The organism is Bacillus sp. ok061 (assembly GCF_900108285.1).
Taxonomy (GTDB): Bacteria; Bacillota; Bacilli; order Bacillales; family Bacillaceae_G; genus Bacillus_A; species Bacillus_A thuringiensis_S.
Genome location: NZ_FNUW01000005.1, coordinates 111,352 through 134,087, shown reverse-complemented (window position 1 = coordinate 134,087; position 22,736 = coordinate 111,352). Strand labels below are relative to the sequence as shown.

Genomic DNA, 22,736 nt, shown 5'->3' with positions numbered 1-22,736 from the left:
TTTCTCTGTATTTTGTTTGATTATATGGAATAACGTAACATGCGGTTTTAAACTTGTAGAAGCTGAAATTAGTACATAAAATTATATCGGCGATAATTTAAATATATCGGCGATTTTCAAATTATATCGACCAATTCTTAACATATATCAGCGATTATATGTCGAATATCGATTTATCGACATTAAACGACAATCCTTATATATCCTACCCTTTAACATACTATGTCACCAAATGTAATTTTCATATTCGGAGCGTACACTAAAGAAGAATGCGCATGAAATATTTTAAAAAATCGTAGTTCAGCTTCATATTGAGCTAGCGCATTATCATATGTTAATCCTTTGGATATTAAACGTTCTATAAATTGCTGCTTATCACCTGGATTCCCTGCAATCCCCTCTTCTTTTAATGAATGATACAAACTTTGTTTATCATTATGGTGCATATTAGAATCTAAAAAGTTCACTTTATCACTTACTCTACACTCAATATTTTTAACACCTAATTCACTTAAATACATCGGTATTTTCATACCAATATTTCCATCTTTTCCACTTCTCTGCGTGTCACTTTCAAATAAATTCTGCAAAATGCCTAGCTGGATAATTTCCGATTGGTTCTCTCCATCCAAAGTGTATGAAGACATATTTGATATCCAATGTGGTTCAAAACAGATTATTTTCCCGCCACTTTTAACTGAATGAATCATTTTTTGTAGCATCGTTTTTGGTGAACTCATATGTAATAAGAAGGCATGACAAATTGCTATATCGTATGTATCGTTCAATTCAATTTCTATAGCATCTCCTTCAAGAAATTCTGAATCATACGGAAGTAAACGAAACAACTCCCTCGCTTCAGCTAATAATGTTTCTCCACTATCAATACCTGTATACTTTGAACCTTCTGGGAGTAATGGCATTAATACTAACCCTAAATAACCATATCCACAACCGTAATCAACGATATGTACAGGCTTAGTAATCTTCCAAACTGTATCTACTAAAAAGCTTACATAATCGTCATTATAATATAAATCTCTCGTGTTTTTTAAATATGTTAGTTTATTGTTCCAATCATACGTTTCCAACATCTAACGCCTCCTTTTATATACAAAACTAAAGTTCTCTATATAATAGCCGTATTCCTACACTTTTCTTAAAATTTCAAAGCAAAAAAGCTAGTGTATTTTTAATAATTCACTAGCTTTTTATTTGGAAGAAAAATTTAACAAGTACAATCACAATCAATCCGTACAGTCTAAATCGTCACAATCTACTTTTCTCTTTCTTTTGTTTCTCTTAAGATAATAATACAGTAGCCCAAACAATAGTATACAAATAACAAAAGCTATTATTGCTTCTGTATACTTATTTTGAATCATAAAACCAATTCCACTTCCACCTGAAATAAAAATTAGAATTAAGTAAATCCAGAACATCTATGTAAATACCTCCATTACTATATATCTTAAGATAATATCCATATAACACTAGATGAAATGAATAATCCCATACCATTACCGCTTAATACACCAGTAGTTATTCTTAGCAAATTTGAGCTACTTCTCCATTTCCACTTTTGGGTGAACCCATCGATAAGTAAAGGAATTTGAGCGAAAAATGATAGTATGATTGCCAAAAGAAGTGAAGGTGTCATATAAAAATAAATTGGAAACATTAAAATACCAATAAGCATGCCTGTACAACGCGCACATAAAGGTATGTACTTTTGTAGTTTAAGAAAACTCCTATCTAACCTTCTATGACAAGGAATTTGTAAAATAAAAGTTCGAATCAATATGAATCACCCTCTCTAATAAGATTTTAATTGATTTTGCAAAAAAATTATATATCCAATAAAAAAACAAACCAGGTTTATACTAGACCCAGTTTGTCAGTTTACTACTATGTTACATCTCCTCAGGTGCCTCCACCCCAAGTAAACGTAATCCTTCTTCTAATACAACCGTCACAGCATAAACCAATGCGAGTCTGCTGTCTTTTTCTTCGCTCTCTTCTAATATACGAACATTACCGTAATATTTATTGAATGATTGTGCTACATCTAATACATATTTCGAAATAATAGATGGCTCATTTTTATTGAAAGCTGCTTCAATTACTTGAGGGAATTTATTAAGTAATTTTACGACACTCCAGCTATGATCACCTTTTAAAGCAAACGTACATGTTTCAAATTCTACACTTTCTTTTCTTAAAATAGAGCACGCACGTGCATGTGTGTACTGTACGTAAGGTCCTGTTTCTCCTTCAAATTTCAGCATATTTTCTAATGAGAATTCGATATTGTGCATACGCTCATTTTTTAAATCGTGGAAGATGACTGCACCAACACCGACTTGCTTTGCTACTTCTTCTTTCTGTTTTAAGTTTGGGTTTTTCTCTTCAATATTTTGTTTTGCAAGTTCGATTGCTTCCTCAAGTACTTCTTCGAGTAAAATAACTCTTCCTTTACGTGTGGACATTTTCTTACCGTCTTTTAAAATGAACCCAAACGGTACATGTTCCATGCCATCAACCCAAGTGTAGCCGAGCTTTTTTAATACAGTAAAAAACTGATTGAAGTGTAAGCTTTGTTCTGGACCAACAACATATAGCGCTTTATCAAACCCATAAGTGTTTTGACGATATAAAGCTGCCGTTAAGTCACGCGTTGCATAAATCGTCGCACCATCTGATTTTCTAATTAAGCAAGGCGGCATTCCTTCTTCTTCTAAATTAACGACTAATGCGCCTTCTGATTCTTCAAGCAACTCATGCTCTTCTAAAATCCCAATAAAATCTTCCATTAAATTATTATAAAATGCTTCTCCCTGAAAATTAGTAAATTCTACGCCGAGAAGTTCATAAATGCGAGAAAATTCTTTAAGGGACTCATGACGGAACCAATTCCAAAGCTCTACCGCTTCTTCATCACCTTCTTCTAATTTCTTAAACCAAGCACGTCCTTCTTCTTCTAGTTCTTCGTCGTCTTTTACCTCTTCATGGAATTGAACATATAACTTAAATAGCTCACGTATTGGATCTTCTTTAACTACTGCTTCATTTCCCCATTTTTTATAAGCCGTAATTAACTTTCCAAACTGTGTTCCCCAATCTCCTATATAATTAATCCCTACAACTTCATAGCCACATTTTTCAGCAATATGTTTCAGCGAATTTCCTATCATTGTAGAACGTAAATGCCCCATCGAAAAAGGTTTCGCGATATTAGGAGAGGAATAATCAATTACTACTGTTTTTTCACAGCCAAAGTGGTTTTGACCGAACTCTTCTTTCTCCGCTAAAACCGTTTTTAATACTGCATCACTTACAGTTTCACGATTGAAAAATACATTTACATAAGGACCAACGGCTTCTACTTTCGTAAAAAACGGATCATTTAATTTCTCAGCAACTTCCTTTGCGATAATAGCTGGTGCTTTTTTATATTGCTTCGCTAATGAAAAGCATGGGAACGCTGCATCTCCAAATTCATCTTGTTTCGGTGTTTCAATTAAATCTAAAATTTGTTTTTGCGTTAATTCATTCGTGAAAATATTAGATAAACTTTCCGCAAACTGCATTTTATAATCCATGATTTAACCTCCTTATTTTTTAAAACACAAAAAACTCGTCTCTAGAAAAGAGACGAGTTTTAACCCGTGGTACCACCCTTGTTGTTCGTTACGAACCACTTTCCCGTTTATAACGAGGACAGGGGGCCTCGGCTTTCTCTACTATTCGTTCAAGAAGCATCTCCGAAGTGCGCTTCATCTTTTTCTTTCGTACTAGGCTCACACCATCCCTAGCTCGCTTTCCTTCTAAAAAAGACTACTCTCTTCATCACAGACAGTATATTTAATTAATTATTGCTTATTATACATCTTTTCAAACAATTAGCAAGGGTCAATTACACCAAAGTGAAACTTAGCACTTTTTCTTTTGTATACGTGAAAATTGTGTTTTTCAAATCTAGAACTACGGAAATGATCTTTTAATACGACACGTTTTCTCGCCACTCGCTTCGCCTCCGCAATTGTTTCATCAGTAATATCATGATACAAAGCGAAGTGTTTTAATCCTTTAATTCCGTCAGATTCTATGACAGTTTCTTCAAACATCGGATCAAGGTAAACGACATCGTAACTATTATCTTCACATTGCGCTAAAAATGAAAAATGCTCCGTTTGCTTTACTTGGATTCTTTGCATTGCTTCATCGATTTCAGAAACAGATGAAGACCATGTTTTCAAACCATTTCTCATGATATAAGCCATATATTCATTACCTTCAAGTCCTGTTACTGTTCCACTTTCACCAACAACATAACTAGCTACAATACTATCTGATGCCATACCGAGCGTACAATCTAACACTGTCATTCCGCTCTCTAATTTAGCAGCTTGTACAAACGGATCGTGTTCTCCACGCATTAACCTTTTCACACGAAACATCGCTGAGTTCGGATGAAAGAAAAATGATTCTTCCGTACCTTTCGGATAAATAGCTAATCGGTTCTTTCCTACGACAAGTACATCTTGTTCATACTGCTCATGTAATTTATGTACTGGTATTTCATTACGTTTAACGAATGAACGATTTAATTCTGCGGCTACCTGCTTTGCATAATCTGTCATTTCTTTATTCGTTCTTCCTGCTGTTGTTACTATCATTGTTTCACCTCTATATAAAGAAAAGAGGGAGATTTACTCTCCCCCTTCTTTAGCAATTCTTTTCGAAAGCTTGCTCTAAGTTCGTAATAATTTCGTCCATAGTTGCACCTTCAATTTCATGACGGTGAATGAAGTGAACAACTTCTTTTCCATTTAATAATGCCATAGATGGTGAAGATGGAGGAATTTCTCCGAAGTATTCACGCATTTTTGCAGTAGCATCTTTATCTTGACCTGCGAATACAGTTACAAGATGATCCGGTTGTTTTTCAGCACGAACAACCGCTTGACCTGCTGATGGACGTGCTAAACCAGCTGCACAACCACAAACAGAGTTTACAACTACTAAAGTTGTACCTGATGTATTTTCCATAAATTCTGTTACAGCTTCTTCTGTAGTTAACTCTTCAAACCCAGAACGCACTAACTCTTGGCGCATTGGGATTACCATTTGGCGCATGTATTCTTCATAAGCATTTGACATCTTGTAATCTCTCCTTCAACTTTCATTCCAAATTCATCATATCACGCTCTATTAATAGGTGCAAAAGAAAGATAACGATGATTTCATTTTTTTGTAGGGATTTCACAAACCCCACCGCGGCAATGTCCCACTGGAACAAGTTTTCTATTGTTAGCGATATAATCGTATACTTTACTTCCAAAACCAAGTACGATTGATAACTTTATAAAAGGAACGGCAAACCAATAAGATGGAACGGCCTTTGCTAGTACATCTATGCTCTGAATGCCGTCATACCACTTATTATTTTTAAAAATATACAGTCTTTGTTCCATCTTACTTTGTAGTTCTTGAGAAAGCTCATACTTCTCAACTACATCTTCATCTCGAAATGAAACAAATTTCATCTTACCTTTTTTATCTAATTTTTTCGTACGTTCTGCAACCGCCGTACACATCGGACACCAACTATCATAGAAAACAATCATACATTATTCCCCTTTACGAGACTCCGTCATTTGTTTCCATACAGAACCTTTTGCTTCTTCTCCGCCTTCAATACGCTCTAATGCTAGACGCGCTTGCATCGCTACTTCAAACTCTGGATCATCTTGCGCTGCTTTTAATGCTGGAATCGCACTTTCATCTCCAAGCTCAAATAAGAACATCGCTGCACGCCAGCGTACTAATTTACTTGAATCTTTCAGAGATTTAATCATAACGAACATCGCTGCTGGATCACCTACGTCTGATAAGCAATCGCCTGCTGTACGGCGAACACTTACTGAACGATCTAATAACGCTTTATATAATAATGGCAATACTCCATCACCTTTTACCATACCTAAATACGCTGTTGCTAAACGGCGTATTGAAACTTTTTCATCATCTAACGCCATCTTCAACACTGGCATATCTTCTTCAGTAGGATCCATTTGTTCTAATGCTGCAAAACGGTTTTTCCAGTCAGAATCTTTCATCATCTCTTCTGTTACTTTATATGGCTCACGCTTTTGAATCGTTACTTCAACAGCCCCTGCTTGATTTAATAATTCTTTAACCGTTTCATTTACACGTTCTTCTGAATATGCAGCAACAATCTCTTCCACTACTTCTTTCCCAATTTCTTCAAAATTACCGTAACGTGTACTTTGTTCTACCCATTTACGCTCTTTTACAACGTTTGGTGCAGACATTTGTACTTTCATAATTGATTCTTTGAAACGATCTGGTAAGCCAACACGTTCTTCCGATGTTCCATCTGTTAACTTTACTTGCATTGGAATTGTAAAGAACATTTGAACAAACACTTTCACTTCTCCAAAATGAGCAAGTTGTTGTTCTTCACTTTCTTCCACTACTTCTTCGCCAAAAACAGCACGAACTTGTTGTAATAAAACTTTCCAGTCATACTTTGCATTTCGCTCGACTGCTAAAAAGTCAGCTACATGATACACACCTTTAACACCTTCAATTTTCAAAATTTCTTGCACTTGCATTGGTGCTTGTTCTTTATTTTCATTTGTATAATTATTACGCGCTCCTGATGGTAATACTTCATTCAAAATAACTTTCATTGTATTTGGACTTGGCGTCGGTTCAATTGCTTTAATCTTCACGTAAAAAACTCTCCTTTATTGCTTGTTCTTAGCTGTATTGTAACATGTTATTACTCTATACTCCTACTCAGGTGCTTAATTTTACTACTTTCTTCCCGCTACCATACTATTTCATTCTTTTTACATTTTAAATTAGGAATGGGATTTTAAAAGCTTTCGTTTCCAATGATTTTTATTTTTTATCCATTTCTTGAGGTACCGCCAGTATAAAAAAAAACACGCTAAGCAAAAAATATAATAAGCTGTCCATATGGACAGCTTATTTACATAATTTTCGTTAGCGGAAGTTGATTTATAAAAAATGTTCCAAGTATTTTCAATTTCTTTTTAAAAGATATCTTTCACGGGAACCGTAATTTTGCTCAGCTTGAAAATATGCAAGTTTGTCTGGGACACATGAAATGATAGAAGATAAACCATAAAAAGCTATTTTTTCTACCGCAATGTGTAAAGGTAAGTGTTTACCGTCTATATCTTCGTTTAAGGACATAACATAACAGTTATCCTCGGCACCATGATTTTTTAATAGTTGTAGGAGTTCGTCGATGTTAGCTATACGTTGTGTGATGCTTACGATGTATTTCTCATTCAAGGCAACGCTGTAGTTATGATTTAAACGCCATAAGGCATCTCTTCTTTTTTTAGGAGAAAATAATTCAAATAGAACCCTGTCACGTAATCTCTTAGAAAAAAATTTTTTGACAAATGCTTCTTCATATTCTTTGTCCATATATAGTCCTCCGAGTAAATGATTTCTTTAAGGTTGTATTCCATACTAATCAGAGGTAACCTTCTCCGTATATCATATTCATAGTTGGTTAACATAACGTCCTATTATCGGTAGCAACAAAGAGGAGGATTCCTTACTCTCAGAAGGAATCCCTTTTTTTATTTTCTATCACTCGATTCATCTTTTTATACATTTCTATCCTGTGATGGGTTTTACGGTTCTCGTTTGTTACTGGATTAGCCAAAAAACGTTATAAAATTTTGTATACTCTTTACTTGTTTTTTCAAAAAAGTTGGAGATATTCCTTCTTTAAGTTTATTAAAATACTTTCCACAATTTTTTCCGAAGCTATTACTTAAAATCACCTTTTATTACGATGCCCCCTCCCGCCTTCTCTCCAAAAAGGTAATACTCTCAATCACAACTTCAGTTCTATATATTCTCTTGCCTTGTTCATCATCGTAATTACTCGTCTGAATACGCCCTGTAATCCCAACAAGTGACCCCTTCTTACAATATTCAGTTACATTCTCAGCCGATTTTCGCCAAACGACACAATTAATAAAATCGACTTGTTGTTCACCTAAACTATTTCGAAATCCTCTATTCACCGCAATACATATTCTTGCATAAGCGACGCCTTGTTTTGTGTAGTATAATTCTGGCTCCTTTGTCAATCTACCGATTAATACAACTCGATTCATCATAAGTTATACCACCTCACATATTTTTCTTCATTGTAATGAGAAATGTTTGAATGGTAAAAAGCACAAAATGATATATCCGTAAGTAAAAAGTATTATTTTAGACCCTACAAAACAAAAAAAGAAACCATACATAGTTCAAACATGTATGGTTTCAAAATTTATTACACTTCAGTACAAGATATGTAATATCCTCCGCGAGCCATCTTTATTTCAGCACGGTACATTACATTTTCTAAGTAAAACGTAATCGGTTTAACTTTACTCTCAAATTTTAGTCTCTCATTGCACTCAGTTGCATATCCTTCAATCGCTGAAGTAATAACTTCTGATGATGGATACGTTAAAGCTTCATCTAGTTCTATGAAAAAACTTTTAGAAAATAGTTTTTTCATAATCCCCTTCTTCTCTTTCATCATATTCCATCTCCTTCAATTCAAATTGATAACATCCATATTATACCATACGTTCAATTTATCTTTGAAAATAAAAAAATCCTGCATTTTTCATGCAGGATTTTTTTATTAGTCATTTTTCGTAAAGTAAGAAACGAAACGAAGAATTTCTAAGTATAACCATACTAATGTAAGCATTAGTCCCATCGCAGTATACCACTCCATATATTTCGGAGCTTGACCACGTACACCATTTTCGATTAAATCGAAATCTAGTAATAAGTTTAATGCAGCAACTACGATAACAACTGCACTAATAATAATACCGATTGTACCACCTTGGTGAATGTATGGAACAGTTACACCAAACATATTTAGTAGGAATACGACTAAATACATAACCATAATTCCAAGTGTTGCTGCCATAACGCCTGTACGGAATTTATCCGTTACTTTTACTACGCGTGTTGCATATAACACTAACATTGCAAATAGAATTGAGATTGTTAGTAATACAGCATTTAAAACGATAGAATCGCCAAATTTCATTGTATAAACTGCTGAAATACTTCCTAACACAACCCCTTCTACCGCTGCATAGATTGGTGCACCAAAAGGTGAAATACGTGGGAAGAACATAGACGCAAATGCGATGATTGCCGCAACGATTAAAGCACCAATTAATACTGGCATCTTCATCGTCCCCTGCATCATCTGTATGTATGAATAGACAGACGTTGCAAGTAGCAAGATAAGCATAATGAACGTTTTGCCTACTGTTCCGCCAATCGTCATCGCAGAAGCGCTTGCTCCCTCTTTACGGAATGCCTCTTTTTTCAACATTGGATTAGATGTTCTCATTTTTTCCCTCCTAAAATAGGTTCTACCAATAGTGTAAAGTTTTTCTCTTTACTTTTCAATATATGCAGCTTGTTTTTATTTTAATCCTTCAATGATGTCTGATAGTTCACTCCATCTTTCCATCTTTTTTTCTAGCTCTTCTTCTGTTTTCTGCTGTGCTTCAGATAATTCTTGTGCCTTTGTGAAGTCAGATCCAACTTTCGCAAGTTCTTCTCCAATTGACTCAATTTTCTCTTCAAGTTCGGCAATTGTATCTTCAATCGTTTCCCATTCACGCTGCTCATTGTATGAAAGTTTACGTTTACGTTGTTGTTTTGGAGCTTCTTCTACAACTTTTTTCTCTTTTTGAACTTCCGCTTTCTCCATAAGTTCTCTCGTTTTTTCCATTTCTAAATAATCTGTATAACTACCTAGGAACTCACGCACTCCGCCTCCGCCAGTAAAGATGAACAGTTCATCTACTACTTTATCTAAGAAGTAACGGTCATGCGATACAGTTAAAACGACACCTGGGAAATCTTCTAAATAATCTTCTAGTACTGTTAATGTTTGTGTATCTAGATCGTTCGTAGGTTCATCAAGTAAAAGTACGTTTGGTTCTCCCATTAAAATACGTAATAAATATAAACGTCTTCTTTCACCACCAGATAGTTTACCAAGCGGTGTACCATGTGAATGAGTCGGGAATAAGAAACGTTCTAACATTTGAGATGCACCAATTACTTTTCCATCTGTTGTATGAATAACCTCTGCAATCTCTTTAATGTATTCAATCATACGCTGATTTAAATTCATCTCTTCATTTTCTTGCGTATAATAAGCAACTTTTACAGTTTGTCCTACTTCAACTTCACCACTATCAGGAGATAACTTACCTGCAAGCATATTTAATAGGGAAGATTTCCCGCTTCCATTCGCCCCAATAATTCCGATACGATCACCCGGTTTCACAATATGATTAAAATTATGTAATACCGTCTTATCGCCAAATTTTTTCGTTACATCTTTTAATTCAAGTACTTTCTTTCCTAGACGACTTCCACTTAGTGCAATATCAACTGACTGTTTTGCAGCTGGTCCTTCTTGTTCCTTTAGCTCATCAAAACGCTGAATACGCGCCTTTTGTTTCGTAGAACGGGCTTTTGCACCACGACGAATCCAAGCAAGTTCACGACGATATAAATTTTGGCGTTTCGATTCTTGTGCCAATTCTTGCTCTTCACGAAGTGCTTTCGCTTCTAAAAATGTACTATAGTTTCCTTCGTAGCTATATAGTTTACCATTATCTAATTCAAAAATACGGTTCGTCACACGATCTAAGAAATAACGATCATGGGTTACAAGTAATACCGCACCTGTATATCTTGCTAAATATTCTTCTAACCATTCAACTGTCTCATGGTCAAGATGGTTCGTAGGCTCGTCTAAAATTAATAAATCAGGCGTTTCAATAAAACATTGTGCCATTGCGATACGTTTTTTCTGTCCACCAGATAAATTCCCAACAATTGCAGTGAAGTCCGTAATTCCTAATTTCGTTAAAAGAGATTTCGCATTTGCATTTGCTTCCCATGCACTCATTGCATCCATACGTTGCTGCACTGCAAATAATTGTTCCTGTACTTTTTCATTACTTGGATCTTTTTCAATATTTAATAGCGCTTTTTCATAATCACGAAGAAGACGAATTAAAGGTGTATCACCATGGAACACTTGCTCTAATACTGTTAGTTTTTCATCAAACTCTGGTTGCTGTGATAAATAACTAATTGTATACCCACGTGAATGCGTCATATCACCTGTATCAGGAGTTTCTAATCCTGCAATAATTTTTAATAATGTCGATTTACCAGTACCGTTTACACCAATAATTCCGACACGTTGTCCTTCTGTAATACTACATGATAATCCATCAAATAACGGCTTTTCTCCATATGATTTTGATAAGTTCTCCACAGTTAACATTTTCATATTTGTGCATTCCACTCTTTCATAAATTGTTCAATAAACTGTTCCATATAACGATGACGAATTTCAGCCTCTTGTTTTGCTGCATTCGTATTCATTAAATCTTTTAATTTCAAAAGTTTTTCATAAAAATGATTTAAAGATGGATCATTATTTTTTCTATACTCTTCTTTCGTCATTTCTTCACGCGGCGGAATAGTTGGGTCATACATTAATCTGCCTTTTGCCCCGCCATATGCAAATGTACGAGCAATTCCAATTGCACCAAGAGCATCTAAACGATCCGCATCTTGAACAATTTTCCCTTCAAGTGACTCTACTGTGCCGCCATGGCCACCTTTATAAGACATATTGGCGATGATATGAAGAATATGTTTACTTTCCTCTTCTTCAACACGTAGCTCTTCTAACCAATCAGAAACTTTTTTCATTCCTGCTGCTTCACTTTCATTTAGCTTTTCATCTGCCACATCGTGAAGTAATGCTGCCATTTCAATTATAAAACGATTTCCACCTTCTTGCTCAGATAAAGAAATCGACAGTTTATGTACACGCTCAATATGATACCAATCATGCCCACTCGCATCTTTTTCTAAAATATGTTTTACAAAAGTAATTGTTTTTTGGATTTTTTCTTGTTTTGTCATTTTATCTTCACCCAGTTACTTATTGTAACACGCCCGCATTTTTTCATCACATATTTTCTTGTCTGCCCATACACTAGGTGGTAGGCATCATCATGAAGGAGGAATAAACATGTTCTATAATAATCAACCGCCTTACCCAAGGCAACCATTTTACCCTCAACAGCAGGAACAGAGATACACAGAACAATACGAAGAACAAGAGTTACAGCAACAAGAACAACAATATGACGAAAATCCATATGCAACAACGCAAAATCAAGAAACTGAATTTCAACAAAATCCATATGACACACGTCCAAATTATAAATATCCTCAAAATCCATATGCAGTAGCACAAAACCAAGAACAGCGATATCCTCAAAATCCATATGTAATACCACAAAACCAAGAACAACAATATCAACAAAATCCATATGCAGCACCACAAAATCAAGAACAACAATATCAACAAAATCCATATGTAGCACCACAAAACCAAGAACAACAATATCAACAAAATCCATACACAACTCAACCACAACAACCGCAATACCAACAACAAATGTATCAACCAAACTACGACGTACGTGTCTCACCACCTAAACCACCAACAATAGATCCAACTCAACCACAAATCTTACCACCTGGACCAACACTAGACATTACACAACCACAAATCTTACCACCTGGACCAATTACTGAACCAACACAACAACAAATTCAACAAGTTGTCGGTACACAGTTTTTACCTTTCAAGAAACCCGTACTAGATTTCGTAAAACCATGGGTAGATTACGGTTTAAATGAAGCAAAACATACATCACATGAACACGCATTAACAGAAGTTGCTGCGATTATGTTTTTAGTTGGTAAAGGCTTCAATCCGACGATCGCACATTATATCGTTGAATCTTGGGAGAAGAATGAACAGTTTTAGAATTGTTTATTTGATAAAATATAAAAAACACAAAAGTGCCAAACCCCTTATACCACAAGGGTTTTGGCACTTTTTAATATCTAAAACAAATTTTATTGAAATAATTATTTTTATAGATTTTCATACTTTTTTATATAGTACGTGAACATATACAGTACAAAATTACACCTTTGTATACACATTTTTAGAAACATCTTACGTTTATCAAACAATAACCAAAAGACGTACCTGCAACCTCATCATATAAATAATAGATATTAAAAAGAGGACACTATAAGCGCCCTCTTCCTTAGGTTTTAAATATGTTCTCCATGATCCATAAACACTTCAATTGCTTCGTTTTGTGGTATGTCTTTTACATTAGTAAGACCAAAAGTAAAAACAGCCGATAACATCATCATTAATAAGATTGCTTTTTTCATTTTAGCGCCCTTCTTTCTATGCTCTTTTTGTCTGCATCTAAAGCGATGTGCAAATACTTGCTTGCTTTTCTGTGATTTTCTGAACCATAGAATCTTTCACCTAAAAGAGAAGCATATTCTTTTACCCAATCATATAATTCTTCTTTTTCAAAATACGAAATACCTTCTATAACCACATTTTCTAATTCTTCTTGCGGTACATAGTTATGTACTGCTTTTAAAATTCGGAAATGATGACGATAACATAAGTCGCTAATCTTATAGCCATTCTCAATATATTCATTAGCGATATGACTATAACCTAACTTAAAATGTTCTCTTGCTAAAAGAAACATAGTTTTAGCGTTATTTTCTAATGAATCCTCTAAGTGTTTAATTGCTAACTCTGGCATGTTTTGACTTGCGTATAAAAGTCCTAAATTATGCTTAACTCGTTTAATAAGAAGTTCATCATTAGATTTTTGGAAGGTACCTAGTGCTGAAAGTAAATATTCCTCTGCACTTTCGAATTCATTTAGTCGAATGTGTGCCATTCCTAAAGTATTTAAGCATGCTGCAGTTTTTAATTCATACCCTGGACTAATTGAAAATACTTCATTCGCCTTTGTAGCAAATTGAACTGCTAGGATCGGTTTTAATACGTGATAGTAATGGACTGCAAGCCAATAATTAAATTCAGCTTTTTCAATTTCATCATGCATGTACTCTAAAAACGTTTCAGCTTTTTCAAATTGCATTCTTGCTTCACTATGGTTTGCTTTATTAATAGCGTAAATTGCTTTAAACAAATGATGATAGTACTCTAAAAATGTTTCTGTAGACTCTGGTAAAGGCTCGATTTTGTCCAGAATATCTTTTGTACTATCCATATCCCGAATTAGCAGTTTATACCGTGCATTCAATAAAGCGTAGTAGACTAATATTGTTTGGTCTTCCTTAATATTATTGATTTTATTTGCAATATCTTCTTTTATTTTCTGAGACTGTAATACACGTTGTGAAATCATAGCTTGATACCATTCGTTTAATAATTTTGTGATTTCTTCTTTAGAAATAATGTCAACACTCATCTACTTCTACCCCCTTTTGTTAAATGTTATCATGACATGCTTGTTTGCATAAATAAGTTTTTGAATATTCTAACTTGAAAAAATTATTTTTGAATATTCATGTTAACAAAATGGTCCCTTTTCAAACCTTAAAAAAGAACACATGTTTGTTTGTAGTGGAGTTAAAAAAACAAAAGTGAGGTATTACATCATGGGATATAACAGCTTTCCTGTAGTACGTGGAAGAGGTATGGTGAAATGGAATCCGTTTGCTTCAATACCGGAGCAATACGAGGAAATACATAGAATGTTTGAGGAACAATATAAAGTACCTAAACCTTTTTTAACACAAGATACTATGGAACGAATAGAACGAGCGTTAATGCAATCTTTTCACGAGGAAGAAGAAATACATATCTCATACTATCGTGATGGAATGGTGCAAGACATGTACATAAATGTATTACATATTGAACCGATGATGAAAACTATATATTGTACAGATGCCTTTGGTTTGAATACTAAGTTTAAGTTTGATGAATTGGTGAATATAAATTAAAAGAAGCCGCCCGACAGGACTGAAGTGCCCCCCAATTGTTAGACACAGCCTAACAATTGGGGGGCACTTCACATATATAGGTGGCTTTTGTACGACAAAAAAAAAGAGCTCTGCTATACAGCAGAGCAAAAGAAAAATATATAACCCTATAAAAATAATACAAATTATTGATACTTTCAAAAGACGAAATTTAAATTCCCATCACAATAATAGCTATGTTTAAGTATGAAACATTCTACCTTCACTATAGCTATGAATATTCTTATTTTAGAATTCCATAGTATCCAAATAGCTCTTTGAGAGATACCTCAATACCGAACTTCTTCAAAGAATCTTTTCTTTGTTCAAAGAGAAGTTCTAAAACTTTTTTCTTATCTTTGTCTCTTCCATAATGAATCAACCTATGACAGTTCGGACATATACTAACTATATTTCCAACAACATCTAAACTATTTTCAAAATCATGTTGCATTCTTAACGGTATTAGATGATGGGCCTCCATATAATTTTTTCGGCTGGCTTCCGATACAAATGTTTCATGTGTGTCATCTATTTCACATTTAAATTCTGCCTGTTTAATAGCTTGTTTAGCTTTTTTCGGATCACGAGGCCATACTTCCCTACCAGATTCCATTTTAGTTTTTTTTCGATTTTCCGGTTTCTCTTCTTCTGCAATCTTTACTTTACTAAAATCCGAATCAATATTAGCCTGATACATATCTTCCTCTTGCTCATCCTCAGAAAGAATAAAGCTCTCATTCAACGCTTTAATAATATTATCAATAGATTTATATTTTGCTAATTTTGTTGAATCAATATATGAATATATAAATTTAAAAGATTAAAATAAAAATAAGTACACATGTTTTATTAGGAGGTATATGTATGTCCAACAGCACTTCATGGCTAGATGAAATTATAGCAATATTAACCGAACTAGATGGAGCAGGAACACTGAATCAAATTAAAACAAAGGTTATGGAGCGTAATAAAATTGACTTGAATAGATACCAACACGAACAGTCTATAGCTGCAAGAATTAGAAAGACCATTTATCAGGTAAACTATCATAAAAACGTTCAATGGCCGCTACTAAAACTAAATCTTCTAAATGAGCAGTTTTAAGGTTGTTTATTTTTAAAAACATCAAAAATGCCAAATCCCTTATATCACAAAGGATTTGGCATTTTTAAGTATCTAGAACACGCGCTAAATTTAAGGAGAAATTAACAGACATGAGTCCGGTATAATGCCGTGTCCACACCCAAGGATCGGTTACATAAAATAGCGTATCTAACCTGGGAAGTCTATTGGCCTTTTTCCCTTATAGTAACGCTCTCTTCTACTAAGACCTTTTCTTTCTAGGGCCTACAATTAATTTAATCGCTGTTCTTTCTTCATTATTGATAGAAATCTCTTGAAACGCTGGAACAAAAGCTAAGTCAATACCACTTGGAGCGACGAACCCTCTTGCAATCGCAATTGCTTTAATCGCTTGATTTATAGCTCCAGCCCCAATCGCTTGAATTTCCACATTACCACTTGTTCTTAGTACTCCTGCTATTGCACCTGCGACTGAATTTGGGCTTGATTTTGAAGATACCTTTAATATATTTTCCATGTAAGTTGCTCCCTCTATTATTTAATCTCTCTTTCGTTACAATTTTAAATATTTTAGCGTATCTTTAATTACTATTCACACCAAAAACAAACGATGCTTCATATGTATATTATTCTATATTTTCTGACTTTTTCCTGCTCAGCTACGCAAATAAAAAATAAACTGAATAACCTAATATAAATATAGCTAAATATTATAACTTCACCAAATGATAACATCCATACAGCTAAAGGTAATATTTCTGTTTTGTCAGACTAAATAAATATAGTAAAGTGAAATTTTAATGAGTGGGGGTTTAATTCATCCCCCACCTAACTTCTTTGCTTTCGCTGAATTTTGAGATGGGAGTCTTACTGCTCGGAAAATAGCGGGATAAACGTTTCCTCGTTACTTCAATCTATTTAGAAATTCCATTTATTTTTCTATCAAATTATAAACCTTATCATCTTCAAAAGGTGTTACAGGTAATACCCAAATACTACACTTCATCATTTGACCACTTTATATTCCAAATCTATTTCCTTTTATAGTACAAGCATACACGCCAATTGTGATTCATCTTCATAAACTACTATGTGGTTTAAATTTATTAAGAATAGGAGGTAATATTTTGGGTTCATACTATCATTCTTCAAACTCGTATAAAAAATGCTCATGCAAATCTTCTTCCAGTTCAAATAAAAAATGTTCATGTGACCATTCACATAAACGAAGCTGTCCTGCATACGGAACTTTTTGGCAAACTGAATTTATAACTGTTCCTTTTGGAGATCCTTTTCCATTTAATCACGTTGGACCTTTAGCAGGAGGTGTTTCCTTACTAAATCCTACTACTATACACTTTAGACAAGCTGGTGATTATAGAGTTTCGTTCATTTCCAGTATTAATACTACTTTAAATCCTGTATTTCCACATATCCCAGTCATAACTATATTTTTAAATAACAATCCACTTGCTAATAGTCAAGGTGACTTCGCTATTCAAATGAATACTTCATCAAATAACGAATGTCTTCAACTCGTTGGCGAAACGATTGTTACAGTGCCTGCTAATTCAACTCTTCAACTTAGAAATAATAGTGGTTTTAATCGTCAAAGTATTGTAACTTGTGACAATGGTATAAATTCAATTGAATTAACAGTTACAAAACTAAGTTAAAATTATTTCTTCACATTCAGATGCTATTTCAGCATCTTTTTTTATTGAATAACAGTTTTTTCAACTTTTATTATCTCTCCCCACATAAACAAGTGCAGAATTCTTTCTAACACAAGATTTCTGCACTTTTTTATTATACTTATTTATTCTTCCTTATTTCTCTACATAAACCGACTTAACAATCGTACGATTATATGGTTTTCCTTCTTTATTCATCCCTTTTATATCCATCGTAACGTTATATACTCCCGGTTGTTTTATATCTTTCAAAGCACCTGTAAATGTATTCGTATTAACATTTTGTAATTCATTAAATTCAGAGACTAACTTACCTTCTTTATTAACGACTCTTACTGTTATGGAAAGATCCCCTTTCATTTCAGGTGCCACAGGTGATTTTTTCAGTTTATACTCAGGTTTATTTACTTTAACTTTTGTAGGCATTCGAAGAACAAATGGTGCGTCATCCTTGTAATCGCTTACAACTAAATATGCATCTTTCGACTGCTTCGCCATCATTTTGATTTTCCATTCGCCTACTTCCAATTTATCAAACTTAAATGTTCTAATTGTCGCCCCATTAAAGAAAGATTCGCCTTCACTAGTAGTTATAACGCTATCTTTGTTTTCATAGATTTTTCCTTTTGGAGATACCATTTGTACTTCTACATCAGAAGAAGCAGTTAGTACAGAAACTATTCCTTCAGCCTTTTTATCAACAGCAATACTTTGCTCTATCCACTGATTTTGTGGTAATTCGCCTCCTAAAATATTTTGATTTGAAGTTGTATTTAATTGTTCTAGATTTTCATTTGAACTAGTGCTGGATGCTACTAAAGCTGGTAACCCCACATTTGTCGTACGTAAATATGGTTCAATTCGTGCAAAAACAGCTGATCCTATTCTTATATTGTCATGATCAAATCTGGAATCTGTAAATAAATGTGTACCATACGGCAGCTTCGCACTCCATTCATTTACTAGTCCATCATTTGAACCGTACGATGATAAATATACCCCCCCCATAGATAATGCAGAAAATGTTGGCCCCCAGCTAGTCCCAGTAGCCGTATAGTAACGGTTTAATTTAGCTGCTGGGTTATTATCTATTGTTGAACGAAACTTTGCCATTTCACCTATTTGTAACGAATACGTACCATCATCTTTTTGACCTAATATAGAAGCAAGCCACCCTGCCCACCAACTATATGACAAATCTGCTAAATTTGAGCCGTGATGCGGTGTAGCAAGTGTAATAACATTTCCAACAAATCGATTCGCATCATATTCAACTAATGCGGCTTGTGTATCAATACCACCTTTACTATGCGCTACAATATTAACTTTTTTACCGAAATGATTATATATTTCTTCAAGTTTTTGTGCTAACAGTTTTCCGTTATCCCACTGACTAGCCGAACCTTTCCCCGCAGCATCATATAATTGTATAAACACTGTTTGATAGCCTGCTTTCAAAGCATAATCATACATATCATTTATATCATGATATACTGTCTTTCCATACCAACTATCCGCATTACCATTTCTTCCTTGTACAAAGAGAATTGGTGGTTTATTCTCATCATAATTAGCAGGTTTTTGGCCTAAAAACCATTCCCCAGGTGTAAATACTTCTGTGTCAGGAAACCCCTTTCCAAGCTCTTTTACAACTTCTGCCTGTACATTTGTGCTAATCGTTGGAGCCATGATAAAAAATACAATTAGTAAGGCCACATATCTTCTCATCAGTCTCATATTACTCCCCCTATTTTTTTGAAAGAAGGTGTTCTTTATAATATTTTATATTTTCCCTTCCTTAATAATAGCTAATCTTTGATTTTAAAAAGATGTTAGCCCTATTTTTAGAAGGTTACTAGTTGTGTACCCTCTTCCTTAACTCTCGTTATTCTCTTTGTTTCTACCTCTTCCTTTTGATAGAATACGACAAAAAAGTTTCTCAATAATTGTTAACTTCGCTACATCCAGATATTTTTTAAATCATTATTGTTTATATAAAGCATACAAATCTTGAAAAAATTTTAGTAAAAAAACATTTTATTACTAGTTAGTTATTTAAAAACATAATAAAGATATGTACTTTCTTTTCATTAAATACAAAATAATTTTAAAGGACCCTATATTGTAAGGCTTTCCTACAATTAAAAATCAAACTGAAATTTCCGAATAAACAATCATATTTCCAGAAACATATATTATGATAATTTCCGCGCACTTGAATTAACCTTGTAGAAGTACTAACCTATCGGTGAGCAGAAGAAAATTCTGTAAAAAGAAAGGAGAATACTTTATGATGACCAATTTACAAAAGGAGTTTTTTGAACGCTTAAAAATTCCTGCAAAAGAAATAACATTTGATGATTTAGATGAAATCTTATTAAAAATGGGAATGATTCTCCCCTATGAAAATCTTGATATTATGGCTGGTACTATTAAAAATATCTCAAAAGATAACTTAATAGAAAAGTTACTTATTCAAAAACGAGGTGGACTTTGTTATGAATTAAACTCCTTATTGTATTATTTTTTAATTGATTGTGGGTTTCAAGTATACAAAGTAGCCGGTACTGTTTATGATCTTTACGATAATAAATGGAAGCCCGATGATGGTCATGTCATTATCATATTAAGTCATGAGAATAAAGATTATGTTGTGGATGCAGGTTTTGCATCTCATCTCCCTTTACATCCAGTCCCTTTTAAAGGAGAAGCCATCTCCTCTCAAACAGGAGAATATCGAATTCGTAAACGAAATACTCGAAAAGGTACGCATATTTTAGAAATGAGAAAAGGAGCTAACGGAGAATCTACAAGTTTCTTACAATCTGAACCTTCAAATGAATGGAAAATAGGTTATGCTTTCACTTTAGATCCAATAGATGAGAAAAAAGTGAATAACATTCAAAAAGTGATTGTAGAGCATAAAGAATCTCCTTTTAATAAAGGGGCTATCACTTGTAAATTAACTACTTATGGTCACATATCGTTAACAAATAAAAATTACACAGAAACCTTTAAAGGCACCAAAAATAAACGACCAATAGAATCTAAAGATTATGCTCGCATTCTTCGTGAATCTTTTGGAATAACGCAAGAGAAATATGTAGGAAAAACACTAGAAAGAGGTTAGTTGACTAGAAGTATTTCATAATAAAGCAGATTCTATATTTAGAATCTGCTTTATTTTATATTTTGTTATAAATTAATTTAATTTTGTTGTTACCCTTTAATTTTCAATTATATACTCATCATCATATTTATCGTATTGTAACCCTTTCCCTATCTTTGATTCTGTAACTTGATCTCTTAAAAACGGTGCAGCACCCATTTTGCTAGTTGCAATTTCAATTCCATATTTTTTCGTTAAATGAGCTAACTCTATTAAAAACCACTCTCTTCGCAATGTAACTGGAATATCAAATGTTTTTCTTTTCATATATAATAGCACCTCTTTTATTTTCATAGCTTAAAAACATCACTGGATGCACTTATTAAAACTACCTTCCACCCCTAACATCCAATGAAACATTATAGTATATGCATGTCCATTTCAAACGTGCTATCACAAATATGATATTAAAGTTTACATAATTATATTATGTAATAATAGAAGAGAAAGGCATGTCCCTTCCTCTTCTATTATAGATATTTAAATTAAGAACATCTTGGTACACCTAAAGCTAAAAATAAACCTGCTACTCCCGCAGTAATCGGTACTTTTAACGTAATAACATCGTCTACCTTCGTTACTAAAAAGTAAGCATTACCTTCTTGTAATATACAAGTTACCAACAATTGAAATTCCATTCAAATCTCCTCCTTTCAATCGATATACTATAATTTATGAAATCTCTTTCAAAAAGTAATAGTAAATATATCTATTTTCCCTTATATGCAAATAAATGTTTATAAGTCTAGTAAAAATATTAATTTTCTAAATTTATATAAAACGTGTAATATCCAATAAGTTCCTATATAATCAATAAGAAAAATCTTACAAATGGAGGTATGAAAATGGCGATTTTGAGTAATATTGGTGCAGCTTTATTTTTTATTGCTTTTATTCTTTTAATCTTATGTATCATTTCATTCTTTAAAAAAAATGGAAAAGCAAAACAATATGGACGTCCTACCGTTATTCTTTTTATGATTTCAATTATATTAATAGTGACTGGTACAACAAAATCTGAACACCCAGTCATCGAATTTTTTGCTATTTTAAGTTTCATTCTATTTATATTCTTCCTTGTACTTGCAATATTATCTGTTATTAAGAAAACAGGTGTAGCAAAAAAACAATTTATTATTACAGCCGTATTATTTGTCATTTTTGTTGCGCTATTAGGTATTTCAGCTCCTTCTTCTGAAAAAACGACAGCAACTAGTACAAAAGTTGCCTCTAACAATGAAGAACAAAAAGATAGCGAAAAGAAAAAAGAACTAGAAAAGAAAGAGGCTGACGAAAAAACTCAAAAGCAAGAAGATGAGAAGCGTCAAGCCGAGGAACAAGCTCGTAAGCAAGAAGATGAAAAACGTCAAGCCGAGGAACAAGCTCGTAAGCAAGAGGATGAAGAACGTCTAGCTGATGAACAGGCTCGTAAACAACAAGAAGAACAAAAACGTCAGGCTGATGAACAAGCTCGTAAGCAACAAGAAGAGCAAAAACGTCAGGCTGATGAACAAGCTCGTAAGCAACAAGAAGAGCAAAAAGCACAGCAAACTCAAACACAACCTACCTCAGGAAATACTAGTAGTGCATATTACAAAAATTGTGATGCAGTTAGAGCTGCGGGGAAAGCTCCTCTATATAAAGATCAACCAGGATATAGTCGTAAACTAGATAGAGACGGCGATGGAGTTGCATGCGAATAATAGTAATAAAAAAGAAGCTTAGTAAAAGCTTCTTTTTTTACTGTAATGCCTTAC

At 33.8% G+C, this 22,736-nt stretch carries 26 protein-coding genes, 1 pseudogene and 1 other annotated feature; of the genes and pseudogenes, 6 read left to right on the top strand and 21 right to left on the bottom strand.

The window, feature by feature from the left end; genetic code table 11:
- Positions 1–212: 212 nt before the first annotated feature.
- The 14 genes and pseudogenes from C4S65_RS09370 to C4S65_RS09305 all read right to left on the bottom strand — a co-directional run bounded on the left by C4S65_RS09370 (position 213) and on the right by C4S65_RS09305 (position 12,066).
- Positions 213–1,094, bottom strand: coding sequence for a class I SAM-dependent methyltransferase (locus tag C4S65_RS09370; RefSeq protein WP_086406082.1), 882 nt, complete (start codon positions 1,092–1,094; stop codon positions 213–215).
- A gap of 134 nt (positions 1,095–1,228) precedes the next feature.
- Positions 1,229–1,442 (bottom strand): annotated as a pseudogene (locus C4S65_RS09365) (hypothetical protein).
- A gap of 29 nt (positions 1,443–1,471) precedes the next feature.
- Complete coding sequence (locus C4S65_RS09360; protein ID WP_000621479.1) at positions 1,472–1,801, bottom strand: DUF2085 domain-containing protein; 330 nt, start codon at positions 1,799–1,801, stop codon at positions 1,472–1,474.
- Positions 1,802–1,913: 112 nt separating this feature from the next.
- Positions 1,914–3,602 (bottom strand): arginine--tRNA ligase, encoded by a 1,689-nt coding sequence (argS, locus tag C4S65_RS09355; protein WP_061665965.1) that lies wholly within the window; start codon positions 3,600–3,602, stop codon positions 1,914–1,916.
- A gap of 45 nt (positions 3,603–3,647) precedes the next feature.
- Positions 3,648–3,862 (bottom strand) — a binding site (T-box leader).
- Positions 3,863–3,902: 40 nt separating this feature from the next.
- Complete coding sequence (locus tag C4S65_RS09350) at positions 3,903–4,679, bottom strand: class I SAM-dependent methyltransferase (RefSeq protein ID WP_000637454.1); 777 nt, start codon at positions 4,677–4,679, stop codon at positions 3,903–3,905.
- A gap of 49 nt (positions 4,680–4,728) precedes the next feature.
- Positions 4,729–5,163: a BrxA/BrxB family bacilliredoxin gene (locus C4S65_RS09345; RefSeq protein ID WP_000063708.1), complete on the bottom strand. Its 435-nt coding sequence runs from the start codon at positions 5,161–5,163 to the stop codon at positions 4,729–4,731.
- An 83-nt stretch (positions 5,164–5,246) separates the two neighbouring features.
- A complete protein-coding gene (locus C4S65_RS09340) occupies positions 5,247–5,630 on the bottom strand; it encodes a DCC1-like thiol-disulfide oxidoreductase family protein (RefSeq protein WP_000634874.1) in 384 nt (127 codons plus the stop codon).
- 3 nt (positions 5,631–5,633) lie between these two features.
- Positions 5,634–6,761, bottom strand: coding sequence for a conserved virulence factor C family protein (locus C4S65_RS09335; RefSeq protein ID WP_086406081.1), 1,128 nt, complete (start codon positions 6,759–6,761; stop codon positions 5,634–5,636).
- Between the two features lie 316 nt (positions 6,762–7,077).
- Positions 7,078–7,491: a hypothetical protein gene (locus C4S65_RS35120; protein ID WP_061665964.1), complete on the bottom strand. Its 414-nt coding sequence runs from the start codon at positions 7,489–7,491 to the stop codon at positions 7,078–7,080.
- Positions 7,492–7,862: 371 nt separating this feature from the next.
- On the bottom strand, positions 7,863–8,198 hold the full coding sequence (locus C4S65_RS09325; protein WP_000982013.1) for a single-stranded DNA-binding protein: 336 nt from the start codon (positions 8,196–8,198) through the stop codon (positions 7,863–7,865).
- A 161-nt stretch (positions 8,199–8,359) separates the two neighbouring features.
- Positions 8,360–8,614 (bottom strand): DUF4318 domain-containing protein, encoded by a 255-nt coding sequence (locus C4S65_RS09320; protein ID WP_000975133.1) that lies wholly within the window; start codon positions 8,612–8,614, stop codon positions 8,360–8,362.
- 105 nt (positions 8,615–8,719) lie between these two features.
- Positions 8,720–9,451, bottom strand: coding sequence for a Bax inhibitor-1/YccA family protein (locus C4S65_RS09315; protein WP_001260648.1), 732 nt, complete (start codon positions 9,449–9,451; stop codon positions 8,720–8,722).
- A 75-nt stretch (positions 9,452–9,526) separates the two neighbouring features.
- Positions 9,527–11,422 carry an ABC-F family ATP-binding cassette domain-containing protein gene (locus C4S65_RS09310; RefSeq protein WP_086406079.1) on the bottom strand — a complete coding sequence of 632 codons (1,896 nt, stop codon included), beginning with the start codon at positions 11,420–11,422 and terminating at the stop codon, positions 9,527–9,529.
- Positions 11,419–12,066 carry an HD domain-containing protein gene (locus C4S65_RS09305; protein WP_000165962.1) on the bottom strand — a complete coding sequence of 216 codons (648 nt, stop codon included), beginning with the start codon at positions 12,064–12,066 and terminating at the stop codon, positions 11,419–11,421. Before C4S65_RS09305 ends, C4S65_RS09310 begins: the two co-directional genes overlap by 4 nt.
- Before the next feature lie 109 nt (positions 12,067–12,175).
- Between C4S65_RS09305 and C4S65_RS09300 the strand changes: the two genes are divergently transcribed.
- A complete protein-coding gene (locus tag C4S65_RS09300) occupies positions 12,176–12,982 on the top strand; it encodes a hypothetical protein (protein WP_103945209.1) in 807 nt (268 codons plus the stop codon).
- Between the two features lie 296 nt (positions 12,983–13,278).
- Here C4S65_RS09300 and C4S65_RS09295 read toward each other — a convergent pair whose 3' ends face one another.
- Together C4S65_RS09295 and C4S65_RS09290 are read right to left on the bottom strand one after the other, a co-directional pair.
- Complete coding sequence (locus C4S65_RS09295; protein ID WP_000709202.1) at positions 13,279–13,404, bottom strand: hypothetical protein; 126 nt, start codon at positions 13,402–13,404, stop codon at positions 13,279–13,281.
- The gene (locus tag C4S65_RS09290; protein WP_000109862.1) at positions 13,401–14,474 is read right to left on the bottom strand and encodes a tetratricopeptide repeat protein; all 1,074 of its coding nucleotides are present in this window, start codon (positions 14,472–14,474) and stop codon (positions 13,401–13,403) included. Before C4S65_RS09290 ends, C4S65_RS09295 begins: the two co-directional genes overlap by 4 nt.
- A 190-nt stretch (positions 14,475–14,664) precedes the next feature.
- Between C4S65_RS09290 and C4S65_RS09285 the strand changes: the two genes are divergently transcribed.
- Complete coding sequence (locus tag C4S65_RS09285) at positions 14,665–15,012, top strand: YolD-like family protein (protein WP_061666622.1); 348 nt, start codon at positions 14,665–14,667, stop codon at positions 15,010–15,012.
- A 262-nt stretch (positions 15,013–15,274) separates the two neighbouring features.
- Here C4S65_RS09285 and C4S65_RS09280 read toward each other — a convergent pair whose 3' ends face one another.
- Positions 15,275–15,730, bottom strand: a complete 456-nt coding sequence (locus C4S65_RS09280; protein WP_000283853.1) for an HNH endonuclease — start codon at positions 15,728–15,730, stop codon at positions 15,275–15,277.
- A gap of 167 nt (positions 15,731–15,897) precedes the next feature.
- Here C4S65_RS09280 and C4S65_RS09275 point away from each other — a divergent pair, with 167 nt between their 5' ends.
- On the top strand, positions 15,898–16,137 hold the full coding sequence (locus tag C4S65_RS09275) for a hypothetical protein (protein WP_000071988.1): 240 nt from the start codon (positions 15,898–15,900) through the stop codon (positions 16,135–16,137).
- A 220-nt stretch (positions 16,138–16,357) separates the two neighbouring features.
- On the opposite strand, the gene C4S65_RS09270 is transcribed toward C4S65_RS09275, so the two are convergent.
- Positions 16,358–16,633, bottom strand: a complete 276-nt coding sequence (locus C4S65_RS09270; RefSeq protein ID WP_000427801.1) for a stage V sporulation protein S — start codon at positions 16,631–16,633, stop codon at positions 16,358–16,360.
- Between the two features lie 610 nt (positions 16,634–17,243).
- On the opposite strand from C4S65_RS09270, the gene C4S65_RS09265 reads away from it, so the two are divergent.
- Positions 17,244–17,792, top strand: coding sequence for a hypothetical protein (locus C4S65_RS09265; protein ID WP_000536152.1), 549 nt, complete (start codon positions 17,244–17,246; stop codon positions 17,790–17,792).
- Positions 17,793–17,945: 153 nt separating this feature from the next.
- On the opposite strand, the gene C4S65_RS09260 is transcribed toward C4S65_RS09265, so the two are convergent.
- The gene (locus C4S65_RS09260; RefSeq protein ID WP_103945208.1) at positions 17,946–19,547 is read right to left on the bottom strand and encodes a hypothetical protein; all 1,602 of its coding nucleotides are present in this window, start codon (positions 19,545–19,547) and stop codon (positions 17,946–17,948) included.
- A gap of 553 nt (positions 19,548–20,100) precedes the next feature.
- Between C4S65_RS09260 and C4S65_RS09255 the strand changes: the two genes are divergently transcribed.
- Positions 20,101–20,940: an arylamine N-acetyltransferase gene (locus C4S65_RS09255; RefSeq protein ID WP_000988895.1), complete on the top strand. Its 840-nt coding sequence runs from the start codon at positions 20,101–20,103 to the stop codon at positions 20,938–20,940.
- A 96-nt stretch (positions 20,941–21,036) separates the two neighbouring features.
- On the opposite strand, the gene C4S65_RS09250 is transcribed toward C4S65_RS09255, so the two are convergent.
- A complete protein-coding gene (locus C4S65_RS09250; protein WP_000824195.1) occupies positions 21,037–21,246 on the bottom strand; it encodes a hypothetical protein in 210 nt (69 codons plus the stop codon).
- Between the two features lie 218 nt (positions 21,247–21,464).
- Positions 21,465–21,617 (bottom strand): exosporium protein ExsG, encoded by a 153-nt coding sequence (gene exsG, locus C4S65_RS09245; protein ID WP_000395679.1) that lies wholly within the window; start codon positions 21,615–21,617, stop codon positions 21,465–21,467.
- 207 nt (positions 21,618–21,824) lie between these two features.
- On the opposite strand from exsG, the gene C4S65_RS09240 reads away from it, so the two are divergent.
- Entirely contained in the window at positions 21,825–22,682 is an 858-nt protein-coding gene (locus C4S65_RS09240; RefSeq protein ID WP_061666625.1) for an excalibur calcium-binding domain-containing protein, read from the top strand.
- Positions 22,683–22,736 lie beyond the last annotated feature (54 nt).